19 protein-coding genes and 3 pseudogenes are annotated in these 20,833 nt (G+C 74.4%); 8 read left to right on the forward strand and 14 right to left on the reverse strand.

The annotated features are described in order from the left end of the window. Nucleotides 1–21 precede the first annotated feature (21 nt). Together ACIOHG_RS02995 and ACIOHG_RS03000 are read right to left on the reverse strand one after the other, a co-directional pair. The gene (locus tag ACIOHG_RS02995) at nucleotides 22–945 is read right to left on the reverse strand and encodes a phosphorothioated DNA-binding restriction endonuclease (RefSeq protein ID WP_400944613.1); all 924 of its coding nucleotides are present in this window, start codon (nucleotides 943–945) and stop codon (nucleotides 22–24) included. Between the two features lie 248 nt (nucleotides 946–1,193). After that, nucleotides 1,194–2,432 (reverse strand): hypothetical protein, encoded by a 1,239-nt coding sequence (locus tag ACIOHG_RS03000; protein WP_400944615.1) that lies wholly within the window; start codon nucleotides 2,430–2,432, stop codon nucleotides 1,194–1,196. Between the two features lie 546 nt (nucleotides 2,433–2,978). Between ACIOHG_RS03000 and ACIOHG_RS03005 the strand changes: the two genes are divergently transcribed. Beyond that, on the forward strand, nucleotides 2,979–4,085 hold the full coding sequence (locus ACIOHG_RS03005) for a hypothetical protein (RefSeq protein WP_400944617.1): 1,107 nt from the start codon (nucleotides 2,979–2,981) through the stop codon (nucleotides 4,083–4,085). Nucleotides 4,086–4,188: 103 nt separating this feature from the next. Further along, the gene (locus ACIOHG_RS03010; RefSeq protein WP_400944619.1) at nucleotides 4,189–4,674 is read left to right on the forward strand and encodes a hypothetical protein; all 486 of its coding nucleotides are present in this window, start codon (nucleotides 4,189–4,191) and stop codon (nucleotides 4,672–4,674) included. A gap of 110 nt (nucleotides 4,675–4,784) precedes the next feature. Here ACIOHG_RS03010 and ACIOHG_RS03015 read toward each other — a convergent pair whose 3' ends face one another. Beyond that, nucleotides 4,785–5,969 (reverse strand): cytochrome P450, encoded by a 1,185-nt coding sequence (locus ACIOHG_RS03015; protein ID WP_400944621.1) that lies wholly within the window; start codon nucleotides 5,967–5,969, stop codon nucleotides 4,785–4,787. 168 nt (nucleotides 5,970–6,137) lie between these two features. Here ACIOHG_RS03015 and ACIOHG_RS03020 point away from each other — a divergent pair, with 168 nt between their 5' ends. Continuing rightward, on the forward strand, nucleotides 6,138–6,890 hold the full coding sequence (locus tag ACIOHG_RS03020; protein WP_400944622.1) for a glycosyltransferase: 753 nt from the start codon (nucleotides 6,138–6,140) through the stop codon (nucleotides 6,888–6,890). After that, nucleotides 6,887–8,416, forward strand: a complete 1,530-nt coding sequence (locus ACIOHG_RS03025; protein WP_400944624.1) for a class I adenylate-forming enzyme family protein — start codon at nucleotides 6,887–6,889, stop codon at nucleotides 8,414–8,416. Before ACIOHG_RS03020 ends, ACIOHG_RS03025 begins: the two co-directional genes overlap by 4 nt. 20 nt (nucleotides 8,417–8,436) lie before the next feature. Here the strand turns inward: ACIOHG_RS03025 and ACIOHG_RS03030 are convergent, their stop codons facing one another. Continuing rightward, nucleotides 8,437–8,607, reverse strand: coding sequence for a hydrophobic protein (locus tag ACIOHG_RS03030; RefSeq protein WP_380373826.1), 171 nt, complete (start codon nucleotides 8,605–8,607; stop codon nucleotides 8,437–8,439). Nucleotides 8,608–8,769: 162 nt separating this feature from the next. Between ACIOHG_RS03030 and ACIOHG_RS03035 the strand changes: the two genes are divergently transcribed. Then, entirely contained in the window at nucleotides 8,770–8,943 is a 174-nt protein-coding gene (locus ACIOHG_RS03035; RefSeq protein WP_400944626.1) for a CsbD family protein, read from the forward strand. A 68-nt stretch (nucleotides 8,944–9,011) separates the two neighbouring features. On the opposite strand, the gene ACIOHG_RS03040 is transcribed toward ACIOHG_RS03035, so the two are convergent. From ACIOHG_RS03040 to ACIOHG_RS03055, 4 genes and pseudogenes are all read right to left on the reverse strand, one after another. Further along, on the reverse strand, nucleotides 9,012–9,188 hold the full coding sequence (locus ACIOHG_RS03040) for a hypothetical protein (RefSeq protein WP_400944628.1): 177 nt from the start codon (nucleotides 9,186–9,188) through the stop codon (nucleotides 9,012–9,014). Between the two features lie 49 nt (nucleotides 9,189–9,237). Continuing rightward, on the reverse strand, nucleotides 9,238–9,948 hold the full coding sequence (locus ACIOHG_RS03045) for a type 1 glutamine amidotransferase domain-containing protein (RefSeq protein WP_400944630.1): 711 nt from the start codon (nucleotides 9,946–9,948) through the stop codon (nucleotides 9,238–9,240). Between the two features lie 161 nt (nucleotides 9,949–10,109). Next, a pseudogene (locus ACIOHG_RS03050) lies at nucleotides 10,110–10,376 on the reverse strand (acetoacetate decarboxylase); the annotation flags it as partial. An 8-nt stretch (nucleotides 10,377–10,384) separates the two neighbouring features. Then, nucleotides 10,385–10,960 carry a TetR/AcrR family transcriptional regulator gene (locus ACIOHG_RS03055; protein WP_400944632.1) on the reverse strand — a complete coding sequence of 192 codons (576 nt, stop codon included), beginning with the start codon at nucleotides 10,958–10,960 and terminating at the stop codon, nucleotides 10,385–10,387. A gap of 70 nt (nucleotides 10,961–11,030) precedes the next feature. On the opposite strand from ACIOHG_RS03055, the gene ACIOHG_RS03060 reads away from it, so the two are divergent. Continuing rightward, nucleotides 11,031–12,239: a saccharopine dehydrogenase family protein gene (locus ACIOHG_RS03060; protein ID WP_400944634.1), complete on the forward strand. Its 1,209-nt coding sequence runs from the start codon at nucleotides 11,031–11,033 to the stop codon at nucleotides 12,237–12,239. Between the two features lie 371 nt (nucleotides 12,240–12,610). Continuing rightward, entirely contained in the window at nucleotides 12,611–13,531 is a 921-nt protein-coding gene (locus ACIOHG_RS03065; protein ID WP_400944636.1) for an NAD-dependent epimerase/dehydratase family protein, read from the forward strand. Nucleotides 13,532–13,715: 184 nt separating this feature from the next. Here the strand turns inward: ACIOHG_RS03065 and ACIOHG_RS03070 are convergent, their stop codons facing one another. The 4 genes and pseudogenes from ACIOHG_RS03070 to ACIOHG_RS03085 form a co-directional block, all read right to left on the reverse strand. Then, on the reverse strand, nucleotides 13,716–14,972 hold the full coding sequence (locus ACIOHG_RS03070; protein WP_400944841.1) for an aspartate aminotransferase family protein: 1,257 nt from the start codon (nucleotides 14,970–14,972) through the stop codon (nucleotides 13,716–13,718). Between the two features lie 32 nt (nucleotides 14,973–15,004). Then, nucleotides 15,005–15,853 carry a zinc-binding dehydrogenase gene (locus ACIOHG_RS03075; protein WP_400944638.1) on the reverse strand — a complete coding sequence of 283 codons (849 nt, stop codon included), beginning with the start codon at nucleotides 15,851–15,853 and terminating at the stop codon, nucleotides 15,005–15,007. Nucleotides 15,854–15,968: 115 nt separating this feature from the next. Then, nucleotides 15,969–16,118 (reverse strand): annotated as a pseudogene (locus tag ACIOHG_RS03080) (dehydrogenase); the annotation flags it as partial. Next, a pseudogene (locus tag ACIOHG_RS03085) lies at nucleotides 16,115–17,344 on the reverse strand (aldehyde dehydrogenase family protein); the annotation flags it as partial. The pseudogenes ACIOHG_RS03080 and ACIOHG_RS03085, both read right to left, overlap by 4 nt. On the opposite strand from ACIOHG_RS03085, the gene ACIOHG_RS03090 reads away from it, so the two are divergent. Beyond that, complete coding sequence (locus tag ACIOHG_RS03090) at nucleotides 17,255–18,355, forward strand: PucR family transcriptional regulator (RefSeq protein WP_400944843.1); 1,101 nt, start codon at nucleotides 17,255–17,257, stop codon at nucleotides 18,353–18,355. The pseudogene ACIOHG_RS03085 and the gene ACIOHG_RS03090 overlap by 90 nt on opposite strands. A 77-nt stretch (nucleotides 18,356–18,432) precedes the next feature. Here ACIOHG_RS03090 and ACIOHG_RS03095 read toward each other — a convergent pair whose 3' ends face one another. Both ACIOHG_RS03095 and ACIOHG_RS03100 read right to left on the reverse strand, forming a co-directional pair. After that, nucleotides 18,433–19,623, reverse strand: a complete 1,191-nt coding sequence (locus ACIOHG_RS03095; RefSeq protein WP_400944640.1) for an MFS transporter — start codon at nucleotides 19,621–19,623, stop codon at nucleotides 18,433–18,435. A gap of 449 nt (nucleotides 19,624–20,072) precedes the next feature. Next, complete coding sequence (locus tag ACIOHG_RS03100; protein WP_400944642.1) at nucleotides 20,073–20,810, reverse strand: hypothetical protein; 738 nt, start codon at nucleotides 20,808–20,810, stop codon at nucleotides 20,073–20,075. Nucleotides 20,811–20,833: the final 23 nt, after the last annotated feature.

Consider the following 20,833-nt stretch of genomic DNA (forward strand, 5'->3'; position numbering starts at 1 on the left):
TCCAGCGCCCGGGAAGCCTTGTCAACCGGTGGACGGCGAGCTCGCGGATTCCCGGGGCTCGCCGTGGAAGACCTGCTCGGTGTGCCACTGCCGGTGCCGGTCCGCGACCGGCGGGATCCCCGCCTGCGGGCCGAGGACCGGCCGGCCGGCCAGCGCGAGCACGTGCTGCCTGCTGGCCTCGCTGCGGCCGACGAAGCGGCGGGAGACGAGGACGTGGTGCCCCTCCCCCAGGCCCAGGACGCCCTTGTCGAAGAGCTTGTGGTGCAGGGAGCACAGGCACAGGCCGTTGTCGACCTCGTCCGGCCCGTCATGGGCCCACCACCGTACGTGCGCCGCCTCCAGGCCGACCGTGCTCGCGCCCAGCATCCCGTCGTAGCCGCAGAACGCACACTGGAACTCGTAGGCGGTCAGGACGAGTTCGCGCATCCGCCGGTCCCGCTGCCGCCGCGCTGCCCGCTCCCTCCCGCCGCCCCGCACGTCCTCGGTGTCGGCCAGCTCGAGGTCGAGTCCGACGGCCTCGCACAGGTCGGTGTGCAGCGACGGCGGGAAGTGGAAATCCAGCAGCACCCGCGCCAGCCGGCCCAGCAGCGCGGGCTCCTTCCGCAGCGCCGCCCGCAACTCGGGCGCGAGCCGCCCGGCCGCACCGCTGGAGCGCAGGACCCGCACACCGCTCCCGGGGCTCCCCGGCCCCTGGTCGGTCCTGACTTCCCAGACGCCGTCACTGACCAGGTGGTGGAAGGGGTACGCGGGGGTGGTGGGGTGGGACGGCCCGTACTCCTCCAGCAGCCGCTTCAGCTCCTCCTCGACCGCGCTGTACCGCAGTTCACCGTCGGCGTCGCGCTGATAGCTGCCCAGCGCGTACAGCAACAACAGTGGTTTGTGCGGCGCCCGAACATCGTTGCTCGTCCACTGTCTCAGCTTCGCCACCCGCTCCAGCCAGTCCATAGCGGCACAGCGTATTCCGAGGACTTCTACGCCTGGCGCCGGGATCGGGGTGTCTCCGGGTCCAGGTCGGCGACGAGCCGGTCGAGCGCCGATTCCTCGTGCAGGGCCACGTTCACCACCGCGCTCGGCAACGTCCTCGACGCCACAGTGTACGGGCCCGTGGCCGAGTCCCGCAGTCTTCACCCCGCTCGGACGCCGACCGCCCCCGTGTCCCGAATCTCCACGGTCAAGGAGGCGCCGTCTTCGCACTACCGGCCGGCTCCCGGTACCCGCACCACCCCACCCTGGTCAGGCACGATCCGAATCCCGAGCGCGCTGCCGTCGTCCCCGAACGAGACCGCCGACCACCGCTCGTCCCCGCCGCTCGGCAGTTTCCCGCGTAGCCGGTACGCCTCCCGCCGGTACTCCTCGACCTCGTGATCCTTCAGGAGCTCGTACAGGCGGTCCACCATCCCGGAGAATGCCTCCACCCGAAGCCCGCCGAGCCGAAACACCTGGTCAGTGCCTACGTAGCGGACGGCACCGAACCGGTTCTCCGCGTCGTGGACGCTGTCCGACCCCGCGAAGGTGTCGATGCCGTAGTGCTTGCTGCCCTGGTCCTCGGTCAAGTACCAGGCGATGTGCTTGCCCGCACCCGCCAGCGCGAGCCGGCTCGCCGCCCCGACGTGCGCCACGACCCGCCCGAACCAGGCCGCGTACTCGGCCGGGATCGCGAAACCGTCCTGCACCCGACCCGATCTCCCCTCCGCGGGCGGCACTTGAACGGCGTTGGCGTACGGCGGGTTGCGCTTGTGGGGCGGCATGTCGGCGCTGCCCCTCCCCTCGGCGGCCCGGAGCGGCAGCAGACCACTCCCCGGGGCGCGCAGTGCGTGGACGGTGATGCCGTCGGTGGCGAGCAGTTCGGTCGACAGCAGCAGGCACGGAACGTCGTTCCACTCGGCGAGTTGGAAGTTCTCCGCCCGTTCGGTACCCCGGGCCAGCTGGTTGTAGCTGGTGCGGTCGGTCGTGGCCGTCCGCTTGGTGGCCACCTGGTGGTTGCCGTTGACGGTGACGGCGAACAGCCGGGACGGGGCCCCGGGCCGCCAGGCCTCGATGAAGTAGTCCGGCCGGGGCCTGGCCCCCAGGTTGGGCAGGCCCCGGCCGCTGCGGGCGAACCCGGCCAGCAGCACCGGCTCCGCGTCGACCGTGGACACGATCCGGTCCGGGAAGCGCTCCCGCACCGCCCGCTCCGCCACCGCCAGCCCGAAGGCCCGCCCCAACTCCCGTGCCTGCATGCCCCGGTACGACCGCTCCGGCAGCAGGCCGCCCTTCGACAGCCGCATCGTCCCGAGGCGGTCCGCACCGAGCGCGGCACAGTACTTGAGGATCTGCCAGTGCTCGGCGATCCCCCGCCCACGCCCCTGCCGCGCCAGCGCCGTCGCCCGGGCCAGCACCCCGAGCAGTTCCCAGGCCGTGACCACCAGATCGCCACCAGCACGCAACGGCACCAGATCCGGCTTACGCCGCGCGGGCTCCTCACCTGCGTTCCCTCTACGCTTGGCCTTCCTGGCCCGCGTACGGTCGATCGCCGCCGCGGCCGCACCCACCTTGGTCGCCAGCACGGCGCTCGACGCCACCCGAACGGACCGGGGACGGTTCAGCTCTGCCAACACCTCTTCGGTCGTCTGCTCCATGCCCGCACCGTAGGAAGCACCGGACAGGAGCACGCAAGTACGCATCGGCGCGCCACCCGGCGGAAAACTGCCCGGGCCGAGTCGGCATCAGCCTCGACCAGGCGTTCTTCGGGCATCCCGGTGGAACTCCGAAGGACTTTTGGCCGAGGCGGGCACCTGTTTCCCTTCGAGGAAACCCGGGGTGGGCAGGCACTGGTGTCCTGCATGTGCTGCCCCGCGCGTTCCTGCAGCACGGGGCGTTCCGAGCCCGAACCAGCCGGTGGCCCGGGCCCGGGCGACCCGGCGGCCCGGCGTCACCGGGGCGTGGCATCATCCGGAGTCGATCCGCCCGCGCCCTGCGGCCGCCCCGAGGAGCCCAAAGTGCAGCCCGTGTTCGTCGACTTCTCCACCGCCGTCCCCCGGACCGGCAACGCCGTGGTCAGCACCGAGCGGGCAGGCTTCGCACGCGACCACCTCGCCCTCGACGCCGGGGCCACGGTCACCGTCGAGTTCGACGTCCCGGTGGAGGGCGTGACGGACGAGCTCACGGTGAAGATTCGCGCCCTGGTCTCCAAGCTGGGTCCCCGGCCCGGCTTCGCGCCGCTCGACATCGCCGTCAACTCCAAGGCGATCGTCGGTGATTACCGCATACCCGGCGGCGGCGACCTCCCGCAGGAGTTCGTCCTCGCCGTCCCCGCCGAGCTGCTCGTCCCGGGCGCGACCAACACCCTGACGCTGCGCAGCTCCGCCGACGCCCGCTCGCACCTCTGGCTGTACCGGGTACTGGCCGAGCCGGTATGGGACCGCGACGGGGCCGAACGCGCCTGGCTCGCCGACTCGATGGACCGGTCGCTGCTGACCTACCGCACGGACCGCCGGGCCCCGGGCGCGCAGAGCTGGGAGCCCACCGCGCCCTGGCGGCTGCACCTCGACTCCGGCGAAGGAGCGATGCCGGCCCGGCTCGACTGGCGGGTGCGGTCCGGCGCGGAGGCGTCCGTCGAGTTCGCGCTGGAACTGCACACCTTCTACGGCCACACCCGCGACGCCGACGGCCGCTGGTACGAACTGCGCGGCACCCTGACGGACCGTCGGGCCTTCCCCGGCGACTCCGACCCAGCCGCCACCCGCACCTTCTCCACCCAGGCCGGCTGGGGCGGCCGCTGGCACCGGGGCGGCCCGCTCACGATCCATCTCGCCGTAGGCGAGGCCACCCCCTTCGACCGTATCGCCTGGACCGACCAGCGGGCCTGCTCGGCGTCCATCGGCCTGGCGGAGGACGGCAGTTCCTTCCTCGGCTGGTCCCAGCGGGTCAATGAGGGGCCGGTCGGTTACCGGGGCGAGGCGGTCGAACCCGAGGAGCAGCAGCCCCCGACCGACCGGCAGCAACCGGGCTCCCTCTCCCCCGAGTGGGAGCAGCTCGGCCAGGCGCTCACCGACCTGGCCGATGCCGCGGTGAAGTCGGTCGGCTCGTTCCTCCGCAAGCTCTGACCCTCCCGCCGCCTCGACTCCCGTGCGCGCCCCGAACGGCCCGGCCCGAACGGTCCGGGCCGGGCCGTCCGGTCGGTCCGGTCGGTCCGGCAGAATGGCCGCCATGGAGCGTGTGGTCGTGCTCGGCCGGGGCGGTGCGGGGAAATCGACCCTGGCGGCCGCGCTCGGCACGGCCACCGGGCTCCCCGTCGTCGAGCTCGACAAGCACTTCTGGGGGCCGGGGCTCGAAGCGACTCCGCCCGAGCGGTGGGCCGCCGTCCGGCGCGGGCTCGCCGGGGCGGACCGGTGGATCATGGACGGCGATCTCGGCCCCTACGACGTCCTGGAGGTCCGCCTCCGCCGCGCGGACACCGCCGTCCTGCTCGACCTCCCCTTCTGGCTGTGCGCCTGGCGGGCGGTGCGCCGTTCCCGGGAGCGGCTCGACTTCTGGCGCTGGGTGTGGTCGTGGCGGCGCCGGAGCCTGCCGCTGCTCCTGGCGGCGATCGACGACCAGGCCGGTGACGCGGCGCTGCACGTCCTGCGCTCCCGCCGCGCCGCGGCCGCCTTCCTCGCCCGAGCCGCGGCGGGCCACGAGCCCGACCCGCCGTGACGGCCCCGGCCTTCGGCGCCCCTGCCCGGCCCGGACCGCCGCAGCGTCGGCCGACCGCAGCGCCGACCGGCCGACGGACCGGCTCCGCGGGCGGCCTCCCGCGGCCGCCGTCAGTCGAGTCGGACGACCAGCGAGCCGTAGGAGGGGATCATCACCTTCCGGGCGTAGCTGCGCGAGACGATCCGGTAGGGGCGGCCCGGGGCGTGGACGGCGTCGACCATGCGGGCGATCTCGGCGCGGGCGACGGGGGCGCCGAGGCAGAGGTGGCGGCCGGCGCCGAACCAGAGCTGGCGGGAGCGGGGGTCGTAGGGGCGGGTCAGGTCGAAGCCGCCGGCCAGGTTGTCGGCGGCGTAGGTGACCAGCAGGATCCGTTCGCCGCGGAGCAGGCGGCGGCCGGCGACGGTGACGTCCGCGCCGACGTGCCGGCCGATCACGGGGGCGGGGGTGGTGACCCGGAGCCCTTCGCGGACGGCGTCGCGCAGCAGCGCCGGTTCGGCGCGCAACCGGCCCTGCTGGCCGGTGTCGTGGAGCAGCGCGACGGTGCGGGCCATCGCGCTGGCGGCGGTCTCGGTGCCCGCGACGAGCAGCAGGGCGGCGAGCCCGGACGCCTCCTCCAGGGTGATGCCGGACGCGCGGCAGCGGCCGAGCAGGGTGTCCGGTCCGGCGTGCTCGAAGGCGTCGGGGACATCGGCGGTCAGGGTGGCGACGATCTCCCTCGCCGCCGCGATCCGCTCCGGCGGCAGTTCGGTGGACGCCGCCGTGTCGAGGGCCAGCGCGGCCAGCCGCTCGCCCGCCGCGAAGGTCTCCAGGTACGCGGAGTCCGGGCTGCCGGGCGGGAGGCGGAGCCCCAGCAGGTCGGCCATCAGCCGTCCGACGACCAGCCGGGCGGCGGCCGCCACGTCGACCTGCTCCCCCGCGGCCAAGCGCCCGGTGACGTCCGCGTACACCGGTCCGGCGGCCCGTTCGACCAGGGCGGCGGAGTTGTCCTCGGTGAACAGGTCGCGGGCCCGGCGGCGCAGGTCCGCGTGGCCCGGGCCGTCGAACAGCCGGGTCACGTACGGCCCGAGGACCTGCTCCCACAGGTGGCCGACGCCGCCCTCGCCGAGCAGCGTGAAGTGCTCGTGGTCGTTGAGCACGGCCCGGATCAGCGCCGGGTCGCTCGCCACCCAGCCCAGCCCGGGCACCCGCCGCAGCGGGCCGAAGGGCCGCGCCATCGTCACCCTGGTCAGCGCCCAGAGCGCGGGCCGGCTCGCCCGCAGCAGCCTGCTCTCGTGCCGCCCCGCCGTCGTGTGCACCGTGCCGCCCCCGTGTTCGTTGACCTGCCGCCCCTGCGGGGAGACGTCCTGCCGCCCCTGCGGGAAACGTACCGTGGGACGGGACCGGGCTGTGGCATGATCACCGCACCGGAGGCCGGACCGGAGACCGGACCGGAGCGGGCGGGGGACGGACGTGAGGGGACGTCGATGACCGAACTGTGGGTGGTGGTACCCGCCTACAACGAGGAGGTCTCGCTGCCGGGCACGCTGCGCGCGCTCGCCGAGCAGACCGACACCGACTTCGAGTGCGTGGTGGTCGACAACGGCTCCACCGACCGGACCGCCGACGTGGTCCGGGAGTTCGCCCGCACCAGTGCCTTCCCGCTGCACCTGGTCACCGAGCCCCGCAAGGGCACCGGCGCGGCCGCCGACACCGGCATGCGGCACGCCGTCGCCGCCGGCGCCCGCTACCTGGCCCGCACCGACGCCGACTGCCTGCCCGTCCCCGGGTGGACGGCCGCCGCCCGCCGCGGCCTGGCCGGCGGACTCGAACTCGTCACCGGCCCGCTGCGGCCCCGCACCGACGAGTTCCCGCTCAGGTTCTGGGAGGCCCGGCTGCTCCCGGCGGTCGTCGCGCTGGCCGCCCGGTTCGGCCGCTACCGGCCCGGCAACCGCGACCCGCGGTACCTCGGCCCCTACCTGATGTGCCCCGGCTGCAACCTGGCCCTCACCGCCGACCTGTACCTCCGCAGCGGCGGCTTCCCCCGCACCGCGATCGAGGAGCTCCACGAGGACCGCGCCCTGGTCAACCAGGTCCGCCGCCTCACCGCCGCCTACGGCACCGTCCCCGGGATGCGCGTCCACGGCTCCGTACGCCGGCTGCGCGCCTTCGGCCTGCGCAACACGCTCGCCTGGTACGCGGACCACCGCTACCGGCCCGAACAGGTCGACATCCGATGACGCCCCCGGGAACGCTGTCCGGGCGGATCGCCGAGCACGCCCGCCGCACCCCAGACGCGGTGGCGCTGATCGACACCCGCGGCCCGCTCACGTACGGCGAACTCGCCCGCCGGGTCGCCGCCACCGCGAGCGGACTGCGCGCCGCCGGCCTGCGGACCGGCGACACCGTGCTGTTCGCCGTCCGCCCCGGGCGCGAGGCCGCCGTCCTCGGGCTCGCCGTCATGGCGGCGGGCGCCGCCGTCGTGGTCGCCGACCCCGGGGCGGGCCCCGAACTCGACGCCGCCCGCACCCGCCTGGTCGCCGACCGCCTCGCCGCACCGGCCTGGTCGGCCGCCGAGTCCTGGCTCGCCGCGCTCCTCGCCCGGCGGCCGGGCCGGGCCCTGCTGCACCGCCTCGGCCTCGACCTGCCCGCACTCGCCGACCCGGCGCTGCGCCTGCTCCACACCGGCCCGCGGCTGCCCGGGCTGCCCGCGAACTCCCTTGCCGTGTCCGCACTTTCCGGCAGCGACCCGGTACCGCCCGCCGACCCGGACCGCCCGGCCCTGGTGGTCTTCACCTCCGGCACCACCGCCCGTCCGCGCGCCGTCGTGCACAGCCAGCGCACCCTGCTGACCGGCGGGGACCTGCTCGCCGCGAGCCTCGGCCTGCCCGGTGCGGCCGAACGGGCCACCGTCCACTCCGAGCAGCTGATGATCGCGTTCGCGTTCCTCGCCGCCGGTGCGACCTGGTCGGTGGCCCCGCTCCCGGTCCGGCCCGGGCGCTTCCTGCGCGACCTGCGCCGCCGCCGCGCCACCCACACCTTCGGCACGCCCGCCGCGCTGGCCCGCCTGCTCGACGCCGGAGCGCTCCCCGCCACCCTCGGCACCGTGCTGCTCGGCGCCGCCCCCGTCCCGCCGCCCGTCCTGCGCCGCCTGCGCCGGGCCCTCCCGGCGGCGCGGATCGCCGTCGTCTACGGCGCCACCGAGATGCTGCCGATCGCCGTCACCGACGCGGACGCCAAACTCGCCCGCGCCGCCGACGGCGACCTGGCCGGCCTCCCGCTGCCCGGCGTCACCGCGCGGCTCGGCGAGGACGGCGAACTCCTGCTGCGCGGACCGCACCTGGCGATCGGCTACCTCGGCGACGGGCCGCTCGGCGAGCTGCGCACCGGCGACCGGGCCCGGATCGGCGAGCAGGGCCGGATCGTGCTGATCGGCCGGCTCAAGGACATGCTGATCCGGGGCTCCTTCAACCTCTACCCCGGCCTGTACGAACCCGCGATCGCCGCGCTCCCCGGCGTCGCCGAGGCCGTGATCGTCGGCGTCCCCGACCCGGGGACCGCCGACGAGTCCGTGGTGCTGGCCGTCCGCCCCGACGGCACCCGGCCGGAGGCCGAACTGCTGCGCGCCCTGCGGCGCGAACTGCCCCGCACCATCGACCACGCGGCGCTCCCGGACCGGATCCACTGCGTCCCGGAGATCCCGCGCCGGGGCCGCACCGAGAAACCCGACCGCGACCGGCTGCGCGCCCTGCTCCGGGACGCGTGACGGCGGCCGACCGGGGTCGGCTACCAGCGGTACCAGCGGCCCCGGCCGCCCGTCGCATTCGTGCTGCGGGCGACGAAGCCCACCAGCCACACCACCAGCACGACGACGGCGACCCACCACAGGGCCTTGAGCGCGAAACCGGCGCCGAACAGGAGCAGGGCCAGCAGCAGGACGAGAAGAAGGGGAACCATGGTGACCTCCACGCGGTCGGTGTCGAGCGGTCTGTGTCGGACCGCCGCGTGCCCCGGCCGCCGGCGAATATTCCTACGCATCTTCGCGGTCCGAGCGGGCAGGCGGCGCCCCGCAAGGACAACCGGCGCCGGGCAGGCGCACACGGCTGCGAGGAGGACGCGATGAGCACGGGCGACAAGATCCAGAACACCGGCGACAAGCTCAAGGGCACCGTCAAGGAGACCGTCGGCAAGGCCGTCGGCAACGAGCGCCTGGAGGCCGAGGGCCGCACCGACAAGGCCAAGGGCGACCTCAAGCAGGCCGGCGAGCACGTCAAGGACGCCTTCAAGGACTGACCGCCACCGAACAACGCGTGTGGGGCCCACCCAACCACCGGGTGGGCCCCACACGCGCCTGCGCAGGGTCAGGTGTCGGCCGTGGTGTCCGGGTCGGTCCGGACCCGGCGGAGTTGTTCGTTGATGCGCAGGGCCTCTTCGAGCTGGTCCTCGAGGATGATGATGCGGCAGCCCTCGCCGACCTCTCCGCCCTGCGCGACGCACTCGACCCGCGCCGCCACCGCGCCCGGCGCCCGGACCGCCACTGAAGGGCCGCGCTCCACGGACCGGGTCCCGGCTGGACCGGGCCTCGGCTCAGCCGCGCTCCTCCGATGCGTTGCCCTCGAGGGCCTGGACGACCTTCTTCGCCGTGGCCCTGGCCGAGCCCGGGTTCTGGCCGGTGACGAGATTGCCGTCGGTGACGACGTAGGAGACGAACGGCAGCGCCGCCTTCTCGTAGCGCGCACCGCGCTGCTTGGCCTTCTCCTCGGCGTTGTAGGGGACCAGTTTGTCGACGCGGGCGAGGACCTCCTCGGTCCAGGCGAATCCCGTCATCCGGCGGCCGGCGATGAGGTAGGAGCCGTCGGAGAGCCGGGTGTTGAGCAGGCCGCAGTAGCCGTGGCAGACCGAGGAGACGATGCCGCCGCGCTCGTGGATCTCACGGGTGATGCGCTGCAGGCCCGCGCTGTCGGGGAAGTCGTACATCACCGCGTGTCCGCCGGTGAAGTAGATCGCGTCGTACTCGGCCGGGTCGATGAGGTCCGGGCTCGCCGTGTCGTGGAGCAGCGCCATCTTCCCGGGGTCGGCGCGCCAGGCCTTGGCCGTCCGGTCGTAGTTCGGGAACTTCAGGGCCCGGGGTTCGAGGGGTACCGCGCCGCCGGCCGGGCTGACGAGGGTCTGCTCGTAGCCGTGTTCCTCGAAGACGTGCCAGGCGTGCGTGAGTTCGGAGAGCCACAGGCCCGTGGCGTGGGACGGGTCGTCGTAGTGGCCGACGTTGGTGACGACGTGCAGGACGCGCTTGGTCATGACTGATCTTCCTTCGTACGGACCGGGACAGCGAGGCGGCGCACCGTCCCGGCGAGGGGGTCGGCGGCCACCAGGGCGGCCGGGCGGGGGTCCGCCCGGGCGTCGGCGAGGTCGGGAGGGCGGCTCGGAGGTGGCCGGTGCCGGTGCTGGTCGTCCCGTGCTCAGCTCCGGTCCCGGACGGAGGTGGGCACGGGCAGGTGCAGGGCCAGCTGGCCCTCGGTGGTGACGTCGAGCCGGATCGGGCGGATCGGCTTCAGCGAGCGCAGGTCGTCGCTCATCCGGCCCCGGCCGAGCCGCAGGTCCAGGCCGCGGGGGAACGTCGTGCTGCCCGAGGAGAGCGTGTTGATCCGGCTGGTCGTGGAGTGCCAGGCGCCGTCGATGGTGGTGCAGGAGGTCAGGGTCGAGACGTGTGCGCCGGTGGGCTGGGCGGCGCGCGTCAGGAGCCGACCGACGTGATGGCGAGGAAGGCGCTGCGCACCCGGTCGGCGACCCCCTCCTCCGGTGCGGCCGGCAGTTTGCCGTCGAGGTGCAGGCAGGCCAGCCCGTGGGCGAGCCCCCAGCCCGCCGACGCCAGCGCCGGGGCGTCCGCCTCGGGGAGGACGCGCTCCAGGGCATCGGCCAGCAGTTCGTGCAGGGCGCCGGCGGCCCTGACCCGCTCGTCGTCGGCGTCGTCGCAGGGCTTGCCGAACATCACGCCGAACAGGACCGGGCGCCGCAGCGCGAAGGCGACGTAGGCGACGGCGAACTCGGCCAGGTCCGAGGGCGAGGCGGGCAGGCCGCGCCCACCGCCCAGGTCGGCCAGCAGGTCGCGGAAACCCTCGACGGCCAGCGCGGACTCCAGGGCGTCGCGGTCCTTGAAGTGCCGGTACGGCGCGGTCGGCGACACGCCCGCCCGGCGGGCGACGGCGCGCAGCGAGAAGGGTTCGCCGCCCTCCAGCAGCTCCATCGCGGCCGACAGCAGCGCCGCCCGCAGGTCGCCGTGGTGGTAGCCGCTCTTCTCAGATGTTGACATCGCTCACTTTGCCCTCCTATGCTGTGTTAGCACTGTAAACATACCGTACGTCCGAAGGAACCGAGGCCCGATGCCCCCACGCACGAATCCGCGCCGCTTCGACCTCGTGCTCCTCGGCGCCACCGGCTTCACCGGCGCGCTGACCGCCGAGTACCTCGCGGCCCGCCTCCCTCCCGGGGCCAGGATCGCCCTGGCCGGACGCAACCGGCCCAAGCTGGAGGCCGCTCGTGACCGTCTCGCCCGGATCGACCGGCGGCTGCAGGACACCGCACTGCTGCACGCCGACTCCTCCGACCCGCAGTCCCTGGCCCGCGTCGCCGAGTCCGCACGGGTCGTGATCACCACGGTCGGCCCCTACCTGGAGCACGGCGGACCACTGGTCGCGGCCTGCGCCGCAGCCGGCACGGACTACGTCGACCTCGCCGGGGAGCCCGAGTTCGTCGACCGGATGTACGTCGAGCACCACGCGACGGCCGAGCGGACCGGCGCCCGCCTCGTCCACGCCTGCGGCTTCGATTCGGTCCCGCACGACCTCGGCGCGCTCTTCACCGTCCAGCAGTTGCCCGCCGGGGTACCGGTGACCCTCCGGGGAGTGGTGCGCACCAACGCCACCGTCTCCGGCGGCACCCTGCACTCCGCCCTCGGCCAGCTGTCGCGCCCGCGCGCCATGCTGCAGGCCGCGGCCGGACGCCGCCGCCTGGAGCCGCGACCGCGCGGACGGCGGGTCCGCACCCGCGTCGGCCCGCCCCGGCGCGACCGCACGCTCGGGGCCTGGCTGCTCCCGCTGCCCACGATCGACCCCGAGGTGGTGAAGCGCTCCGCACTCGCCCGCCCGGACTACGGGCCCGACTTCACCTACGCCCACTACGCCGGGGTCCGACACCTGGCCACCGTCGCCGGCGCACTCGCCGGCTTCGCCGCCGCCCTGGTGGCCGTCCAGGTCCCGTCCCTGCGCCGCGCCGTCGGCCGACGCCTCCCCCGCGGAGAAGGGCCGTCGGCGCAGCGGCGCGACCGCACCTGGTTCACCGTCGACCTCATCGGCGAGGGCGGCGGCCGGACCGTGCACACCCGGGTCAGCGGCGCGGACCCCGGCTACACCGAGACGGCCAAGATGCTGGCCGAGTCGGCGCTGTGCCTGGCCTTCGACGACAACCCGCCCACCGCCGGCCAGGTCACCACCGCCACCGCCATGGGAGAGAACCTGCTGCGCCGACTCGGCGACGCCGGCCTCTCCTTCGCCGTGATCACCTCGCGGACGGCGACCCGCGCCGGACGTTGAGCAGGGCGGCACCGGCGCGCCGATCGTTCTCGTCCCGCCGATGACGGCCACCGGCTCCGGCTACCACCGGCCACCGGCTCCGGCTCCCACCGGCCGCCGTACGCGGTCGACCGGCCGGCCGCCGCACCGGCCCCGGTCATCAGCCTGGGTGACGACACCTTGGCGCCGATCGGAGCAGTCGACGACCTCGCCCGCCTCTTCTCGCCCACCTCGGTGACACGCTGGCACCACACCGGCGACCAGGTCCCCCGGGCTCGACCGACGACCGCATCGGCCGGGCCCGCACCCCGACCACGGTGGTCGACCGCACCGTCACGTGGTGGCACGGCGTTCTTCGCAACACCTGCACCATCCCCCCGAAGGAGACCCCCATGCAGACCGTTCTCGGCGCCGGCGGACCGATCGCCGACGAGCTCGTGAACGAGCTCCACCGCCACCACACCGAGGACATCCGCCTCGTCAGCCGCAAACCGGTGAAGGTGAACGACACCGACGAGTTGGTGGCCGCGGACCTCACCGACGCCGCCGCCACCAGCCGGGCCGTCGCGGGCAGTGACATCGCCTACCTCACCGTCGGCCTGCCCCTGGACTCGGAGCTGTGGGAGCGGCAGTTCCCCGTCATGATGCGCAACGTCATCGACGCCTGCGCCGAACACGGCACGAAGCTCGTCTTCTTCGACAACACCTACATGTATCCCGGAACGTCGACGCCCCAGACCGAGTCGACGGCATTCGCCCCGGGCGGACGCAAAGGACGGGTCCGCGCCCGGATCGCCACCACGCTGCTCGATGCCGTGCGGGCCGGACGGGTCGAGGCCCTGATCGGCCGCGCGCCCGAGTTCTACGGCCCCGGCCGGACGAAGAGCTACACGAACTCCCTGGTCTTCGAGCGGATCAAGGCGGGCAAGCGGCCGTTCGTCCCGATCGACGCCCATACCGAGCGCTCCCTGATCTGGACCCCCGACGCGAGCCGCGCCCTCGCACTGCTCGGCAACACGCCGGACGCCTACGGTCAGACGTGGCACCTGCCCATCGACCCGGACCGGCAGTCCTACGCCCAGCTCATCGGGATCGCCGGCGAGGTCACCGGCCGCCGGATCGGCTACACGGTGCTGCCGATGCTCGCCTTCCGCCTCGGGCGCCGCTTCGTGAAGCCGCTCGACGAGATGGACGAACTGCTCGTCCGCTACTGCGCCGACAACATCTTCGACACGTCGAAGTTCGCGGCCCGCTTTCCCGAGTTCCAGGTCACGAGCTACCGGGAGGGAGTGGAGCGGATCCTCGCCGACTGATCCGCCGGAAGGTGCGGGGATGCGTCGCCGTGGTCCCCGCGAGGCCCCCCACGGAGCGAGGCACGTCGCGGCAGACGTGCCACCGGGCCTGCGCCTCCGGGAGGTGGGCCGGACCGGGCCGCGGGGGAACACACGGCCCGGTCCGGAGTGGGTGGGGCGCACACCTGGTGGATCGAGTCCGGAGTCAGAGCTTCTCCAGGAGCCGGTGGAGGGCCTCGGCCGTCGCCCCGATGTCGGCGGTGGTGTGCGCCGTGCTGAGGAAGACCTTGCCGGACGGCATGAACAGGAAGCCCCGGCGCAGCATCCCTTCGAGGATCGCGGTCCAGGTCCCGCCGGTGCCGTGGAGCCCGGTGGCACCGCCGGCGGGGACGTGCTGGAGCAGCGAACCGACCCGGTGGAAGCGGCCGAAGTCGCCGGACGGGCCGAGCGCGCCGCCGACGCGGGCCTCGAACTCGGCCGAGTTCCTTTCGAGTTGCTCGTAGACCGCCGGATCGGCCAGGACCCGCATCGTCGCCCCGACGGCCGCCAGCGCGACCGGGTTGGCGTTGAAGGTTCCGGCGTGCACCACCCCGGCGGCCATCTGGTCGACCAGTTCGGCCCGGCCGACGACGGCGCTCTGGGTGAAGCCCCCGGCCATCGCCTTCCCGAAGACGGACAGGTCGGGCAGCACGCCGTACTTCTCGGCCGCCCCGCCACGGGCGATCCGGGACCCGGCGATCACCTCGTCGAAGACCAGGACGACGCCGTGCCGGTCGCAGAGGGTGGGCAGCGCCGCCAGGAACCCCGGCGCGGGTGCCTCGACGCCGGCGTTGCTCATCACCGGGTCGACGAGCACGGCCGCGATGTCGCGTTCGACGGCCTCGCCCAGCAGGCGTTCGGCCAGCCGCACGTCGTTGAACCGCGCCACGACCAGGTCGTCCAGCACCCCGGCCGACTGTCCCGGCCCGCCCGGTGACGCCGGGCGGTCGCAGTCGTCCTCGGTCGTCCCGGCGAACACGGTGTCGTGCCAGCCGTGGTAGCTCCTGGCGAACTTGAGGACGCGGCGCCGCCCGGTGGCGGCCCGCGCGAGGCGGAGCGCGACCTGCACCGCCTCGGTCCCCGTGTTGCTCCACAGCAACCGCTCGCCGTGCGGGACGGCCGCCAGGACCGCCTCCGCCGCGAGGTACTCGAGCGCGTGGCCGGTGCCGACGACCTGCATCCGCTGCACCACGTCGGACACCGCGGCCAGCACCCGCGGGTCGCCGTGGCCGAGGACGAGCGGGCCCCAGGCCATCACGTAGTCGGTGTACCGGTCGCCGTCGAGGTCCCACACGTGGGCGCCGCGGGCCTCCCGCACGAAGAGCGGGTGGGGCGGCATCGCGGCGCGCAGGCCGGACCCGACACCCCCGCCGATGCTGCGCCGGGCCCGCTCGAAGGCCAGCCGGGACGATTCCAGGGCCATCCGACGGCCACCGCCTTTCCGTACGCGATCCTTCAGTGCGCGATCACCGAGCGGATGCCGGTACCGGCCCGCAACTGCTCGAAGCCTTCGTTGATGTCCTTCAGGTCGATCACGCGCGTCACCAGCGAGTCGAGGTCGAGCCGGCCGTCCAGGTAGTGGTCGATCAGCAGGGGGAAGTCCGTGTCCGGCGTGCTGGAGCCGTAGGTGGACCCGATGAGGGACAGCTCCCGGTCGGACATGACGAACGGGTCGATGGTGATCCGCACGCCGTCCGCCACCTGCCCGGCGACCACCGCCGTGCCGCCCCGGGCGAGGACGGCGTAGGCAGCCTCGATGGTGCGCGGCAGCCCGATGGCCTCGATGGCCACCTCCACGCCGCGTCCGCCGGTGAGTTGGGAGATCCGTTCGGCGAGGTCCTCGGTGCGGTTGTCGATCACGTCGGTGGCGCCGAAGTGCCGGGCCTGCGCCAGCTTCTGGTCGGAAACGTCGGCGGCGATGATCCGGCGGGCGCCGACCAGCCGGGCGCCCTGGATCGCGTTCAGGCCGACGCCGCCGCAGCCGATCACCAGCACGGTGTCGCTCGGCCGCACCCGGGCGGTGTTGACGGCCGCGCCGACGCCGGTGGTGACGGCGCAGCCCACCAGGGCGGCCTGCGCGAACGGGGCGTCCCGGCGGACGGCGACCGCCGCCGACTCGGGCACCATGGCGTACTGGCCGAACGTTCCCAGGCCCGCGAAGCTGAACACGTCGCCCCCGGCCGCGGACCTGACGCGCGGCCGGCCGTCGAAGGACAGGTGGTTCGCCGAGTGCCGGCTGACCAGGTCGCAGAGGACCGGCCTGCCGCCGACGCAGTAGCGGCAGGCCGGCAGGACGGCGTCCACGACAGCACCACCCGGTCGCCCGCGGCGAGGCCGGTGACGCCCGCGCCGACCCGCTCGACCGTCCCGCCCCCTCGTGGCCGAGGATCATCGGCACCGGGACCTCCCACTCGCCGAGCAGCGCGTGGAGGTCGCTGTGGCACAGCCCGCTCGCGCCGAGCCGCACCAGCACCTCGCCGGGCGGCGGCGTCGAGGGCAGGGTGACCCGCTCGACGGTCAGCGGTTCGCCGGGGGCGCGGAAGACGGCGGCGTCGAACTCGACGGTCATGACGGGTTTCCTCCGATGGGCTGCGACGGACGGGTCGGGGCGGTGCGGATGAGCTTCCGGTTGGCGAACTCGTCGATCCCGGCCTGGCCCAGCTCCCGGCCGAAGCCGGAGCGCTTGACCCCGCCGAAGGGCAGTTCCGCGCCTTCCAGGCCGACGCCGTCGACGAAGACCATGCCGGCGTCGATCCGGTCGGCGACCCGCTCCGCCTGCGCGGGGTCGGTGGTGAACACGTAGGAGCCCAGCCCGTAGGGGGTGGCGTTGGCCAGTTCGACGGCCTCGTCCTCCGACCGGGCCCGGTGGACGATCGCGACCGGGCCGAAGAACTCCTCGGCGGCGGCCGGCGACGTCGGCGACACGTTCGTCAGGACGCCGGGCGGGAAGTGGGCCCCTCGACGCCCCCGCGCGGAGACGAAGGTCGCCCCGGCGGCGACGGCCCGATCGACCTGTTCGTCGAGGTGCTCGGCGGCAGCGACCGAGGACAGCGGGGCCAGGCCGTCGGTCAGGGCGAGCACCTCCGCGGTGAACCTGTCGAGGAAGGCGTCGTAGAGGTCGTCGGCGACGATGAACCGCTTCGCGCCGTTGCACGCCTGCCCGGTGTTCTCGAACCGGGCCTCGACCGCCGCCCGGACGGTGGCGTCGAGGTCGTCGGTCGACAGCACGACGAAGGGGTCCGAGCCGCCCGGTTCGAGCACCACCTTCTTGAGGCTGCGCCCGGCCTGCGCGGCGACCTCCGCGCCGGCCCGCTCCGAACCGGTGAAGGAGACGCCCTGCACCCGGGGGTCCGCGATGGCGGCGGCGATCTGCTCGCGGGTGGCGTAGACGTTGACGTAGCAGCCCTCGGGGGCGCCCGCGTCGATGAACAGCTGCTGGAGGGCCGCGGCGGACTCCGGGCACTGCGAGGCGTGCTTGAGCACGATGGTGTTGCCCAGCGCGAGGTTCGGTGCGGCGAACCGGGCCACCCGGTAGTACGGGTAGTTCCAGGGCATGATCCCCAGCAGCGCGCCGACCGGCCGGCGGCGGACCAGCGCGGTGCCCTCCCCGCCCAGGAGCTCGATCGGCTCGTCGGCGAGGAACTCCTCGGCGTGCTCGGCGTAGTACCGGTGGATGGCGGCGCTGAACTCGACCTCCGCGAGGGCCTGGTCCAGCGGCTTGCCCATCTCCCGCCGGATGATCACGGCGAGCTGCGCGCCGCGCTCCTCGTGCAGGTCGACGACGGCGCTCAGCAGCCGGGGCGGCGGGTGGAGCCGTACGTCGGGCCGCGCGCCACCACCTACATCAACGTCCTGGTCTCGCGCGGCATCGCGCCGGACTTCGCCGGCGCCTGGCGGGTGGCCCTGGGCCTGGGCTGGCGGCGGTGGCTGGAGGAGTGCACGGCGGAGTTCACCGACCGCGACCTGCTGGTGGACGTCCTGGACGTGTCGGCGAAGTCGCTGGTGCAGTACGCCCTCGACTCCGTCCTGGCGCTGCGGGAAGCCGGTCTCGCCGCGGCGAGGGGCAACGCGGACGCCGAGGCGATCGCGTTGATCCAGCTGATCGCCGGCGGAGCACCGATGGCGCAGGACCTCGCGGAGGGGCGCCTGCACTACCGGCTGGGGCGCTGGCACACCGGTCTCGTGCTGTGGATCGACGCCCCCCGGCACGTCGACGCCCTGGACCTGGCCGTCGCGGCGGTGAGCACCCCGGCCTCGGACTGCAGCACCCTGGTGGCACGTGGCAGCACCGCCTCGCGCTGGATCTGGCTCTCCAGTGCGGACCTCCCGGACCTGTACCGGGTGGAGCAGGCCATGGCGGCGGCGCCCGGGGTCCGCGGCGCGGTGGGCCGGCCCGGCCGCGGACTCGAAGGGTTCCGGTCCAGCCACCAGGACGCCCTGGCGGCGCAGGCCCTGGTCGTCCGGCTCGCGTCCGACCGGCAGTTCACCGCCTACGCCGACGTCGAGCTGATCGACGCGCTCACCAAGGACCGGGCCGGCGCCCGGCGGTTCGTCGTCAACACCCTCGGACCGCTGGCCGGAGCCGACCCGGCGCTGCGGCAGGCGCTCCTCACCTACGTGCAGTGCGGCTTCAACACCACCCGGGCCGCCGCCGCCCTCTACGTGCACCGCAACACCGTCGAGCGGCGGGTCTCGCGCGCCAACGAGCTCTCGGCGGTCAAGGTCGAGGAGAACCCGGCCCACCTGGCGGCAGCGCTCCTCGTGCTGGACATCGCGCCCGGCATCCTCGCGACCGCCTCGAACTGACCTCGCACCACCGGACCTCGCACCACGGGACCTCGCACCACCTGACCTCACACCACGGGATCTCACACCACCGGACCTCACACCACGGGATCGACCGGCCGTTCGAGCCGGCGGAACCAGTGGAGGGCCGGCAGGGCGAGCAGGGTGGCGGCCAGCAGCGCCGCGAAGGCGAGCGCGGGGCGGGTGACGAGCAGTCCGACCACCGTCGCCAGCACGACCCCGCCCAGGTTGCCCGCCATCCAGATCAGCCCGGCCGCCGTGCTCTCGGCCCCCGGCGCGTGCCGCTCGCTCAGGGACAACCCGATGGGAAGGGCGGGAAGCAGCATGAACCCGGTCCCGAGGAGCGTGACGAACGCCGTCGGCGTGCTCGGGACCAGGGCCAGGTGCAGGCAGGCCATCGCGGTGACGGCGATCGCGGCGCCCATCACCTCGACCTCGCGGCCGCGCCGCTCCGCCCAGACCGGCACGACCGCGCAGCCGACCACGCCGGCGACCATCGTCAGCGCGAGGACGAGGCCGGCGGTGGGTTCGGCGACGCCCGCCGGCGCCAGCAGCGGTTGCACGAAGGTCGCGAGGGCGATGAACGTGCCCATCGGGATGACGGCCACCGCGCACAGCCGGCGCACGTGCCGGTTGCCGAACGCCGTCCGGAAGGCCCGGACGCCACCCGCACCGCCCGCCCCGCCAGTGGCCGGCGCCAACCCGTGGCTCGGGTGCGGGCGCAGACGCAGGGCGGCGACGAGGCACACCCCGGCGTCCAGGGCGACCAGGGCGGTGACGAAGGCGAGGGTGCGGATGTGGCCCTCGCCCGGCAGGCAGGCGCCGAGCAGGTAGCCCAGGACCATGCCGGCGAACGTCGCGGCGGACGCGGCGGCGACGCCGGTGGCGCGGTGCCGCTCCGCCAGGTAGGCCACGGCGAGACCCGGTATCGCGTTCAGGACGAACGGCTGTCCCACCGCGGCGACGGCCTGCCCGACGAACGCCCAGGTGAAGTCGTCGGCCACCAGCCGCAGGAACGCGCCGGCCGCGGTGAGGACCGCGCCCAGCACCAGCGCCGGACGCAGGAACCGGTCGAGCGCCAGACCGGCCGGGACCGCCAGCAGGACGTAGACCAGCGGGAAGACCTGGGACAGCCAACCGATCCGGTCCACCGGAACACCGAAGTGCCGCGCGGCGTCCTGCGTCACCGGCGCGTAGGTCACGAACAGCGCCTGGGACGCCACCGCCACCAGCCCGTGGGCGAGGAAGACCACCCACCGGCTCCGCACGGCCTGCTCCACCGGCTCCGCACGGCCTGCTCCACCGCCGCCGCCCCGGCTCCCGCGCGGCGGCCACGGGCCCGGCCGCGTTTCCGGGCCCCGCGCCGGATCACGGCGGCGGCGACCGCACCCGCACCCAGGACGGCAACTCCGCGCACTCGCCGCCGCGAGGTCGACAACTCCGGCATCCCCTTGCCCTTCTCGGTCGATCAGTGGTGCTCCACTGTCACGACCCGGACCGCCCCTGGATACGCCGCGGTGCACCACCCTCCGCCCCACCCGGTGCACCCGGCACCACCCACGGGCCCGACCACGCGAAGAGCCGGGACGGCAGGATGTGAACCTGCGACCCCTTGACCCCCGGTCACGTACGTTCGCCGGCCTGCCGATCGACCGCGCCACGCCTCGGCCGGCGCGGTGCCCTCGGAGGGGCGGTCAACGAGCACCGCTGTTCCGCTTCATCCGGCGGTCTCCACCAGCACGATCTGGACGAGATAGGGAAGGACCGCGACCGCCTGGGGGTCGTGGTCGAGCAGCACCGCGACCGATGCCCGGCCGTGGGCCCGTAGTGCCTCGACCGGGCGCGCCCAGCGGGGCGGGTCGAGGGGAGCGCGCGGTGCGGCCGGTCGCCGCTCCTGCGCGACGCCGATCGCCGGGACAGTGGAGGGTGCCGGACCGGGCACCGCCGCGACCCGTGACTTCTGTGCCAGCAGCGCCTCGCAGTGCTGCGCCAACCCGGTCTCCACAGCGGAGATCCAGGTGAGCCCGGCGGCCGCACCCACCGGGGGACGGAACGGGGGTCGGGGAAGCGGCGGCGCGCCGAAGGCGTCCTCGTGCGGTATCCGGCGCAGCGAGCCGGTGGCCAGGTCCAGCCCCCACACCGAGGGCTGCTCCTCGGACGGGCATGCGGGCCGGTGGGCCGCCAGCGCGCCGTAGGCGGCGAGAGCCGTGAGGGCGGCGGCGGTGCGATCCTCGCCGGGGTCCTGCCCGCTGCCCGCGACGACTGCGCCGAGCACCGCGCCCAACAGGCCGGTGTGGTCTCGGGCCACCCCGTCCGCCCGGGCGAGGAACTGCCCGGCGTCCACTGCCTCCCCGCCGATGCGCTGCAGGAAGGCTGCCCGCGCCTCCGCCTGGGTGATCCCCCGCCGACTGCCGCCGTCCGGGTCCGCGGCGGAGGCGTCCGATCGCAGCTCCATGGCCCTCCCTCACTACGGGCTCC

Origin of the sequence: Kitasatospora sp. NPDC088134 (genome assembly GCF_044741705.1) — a bacterium.
Taxonomy (GTDB): domain Bacteria; phylum Actinomycetota; class Actinomycetes; order Streptomycetales; family Streptomycetaceae; genus Kitasatospora.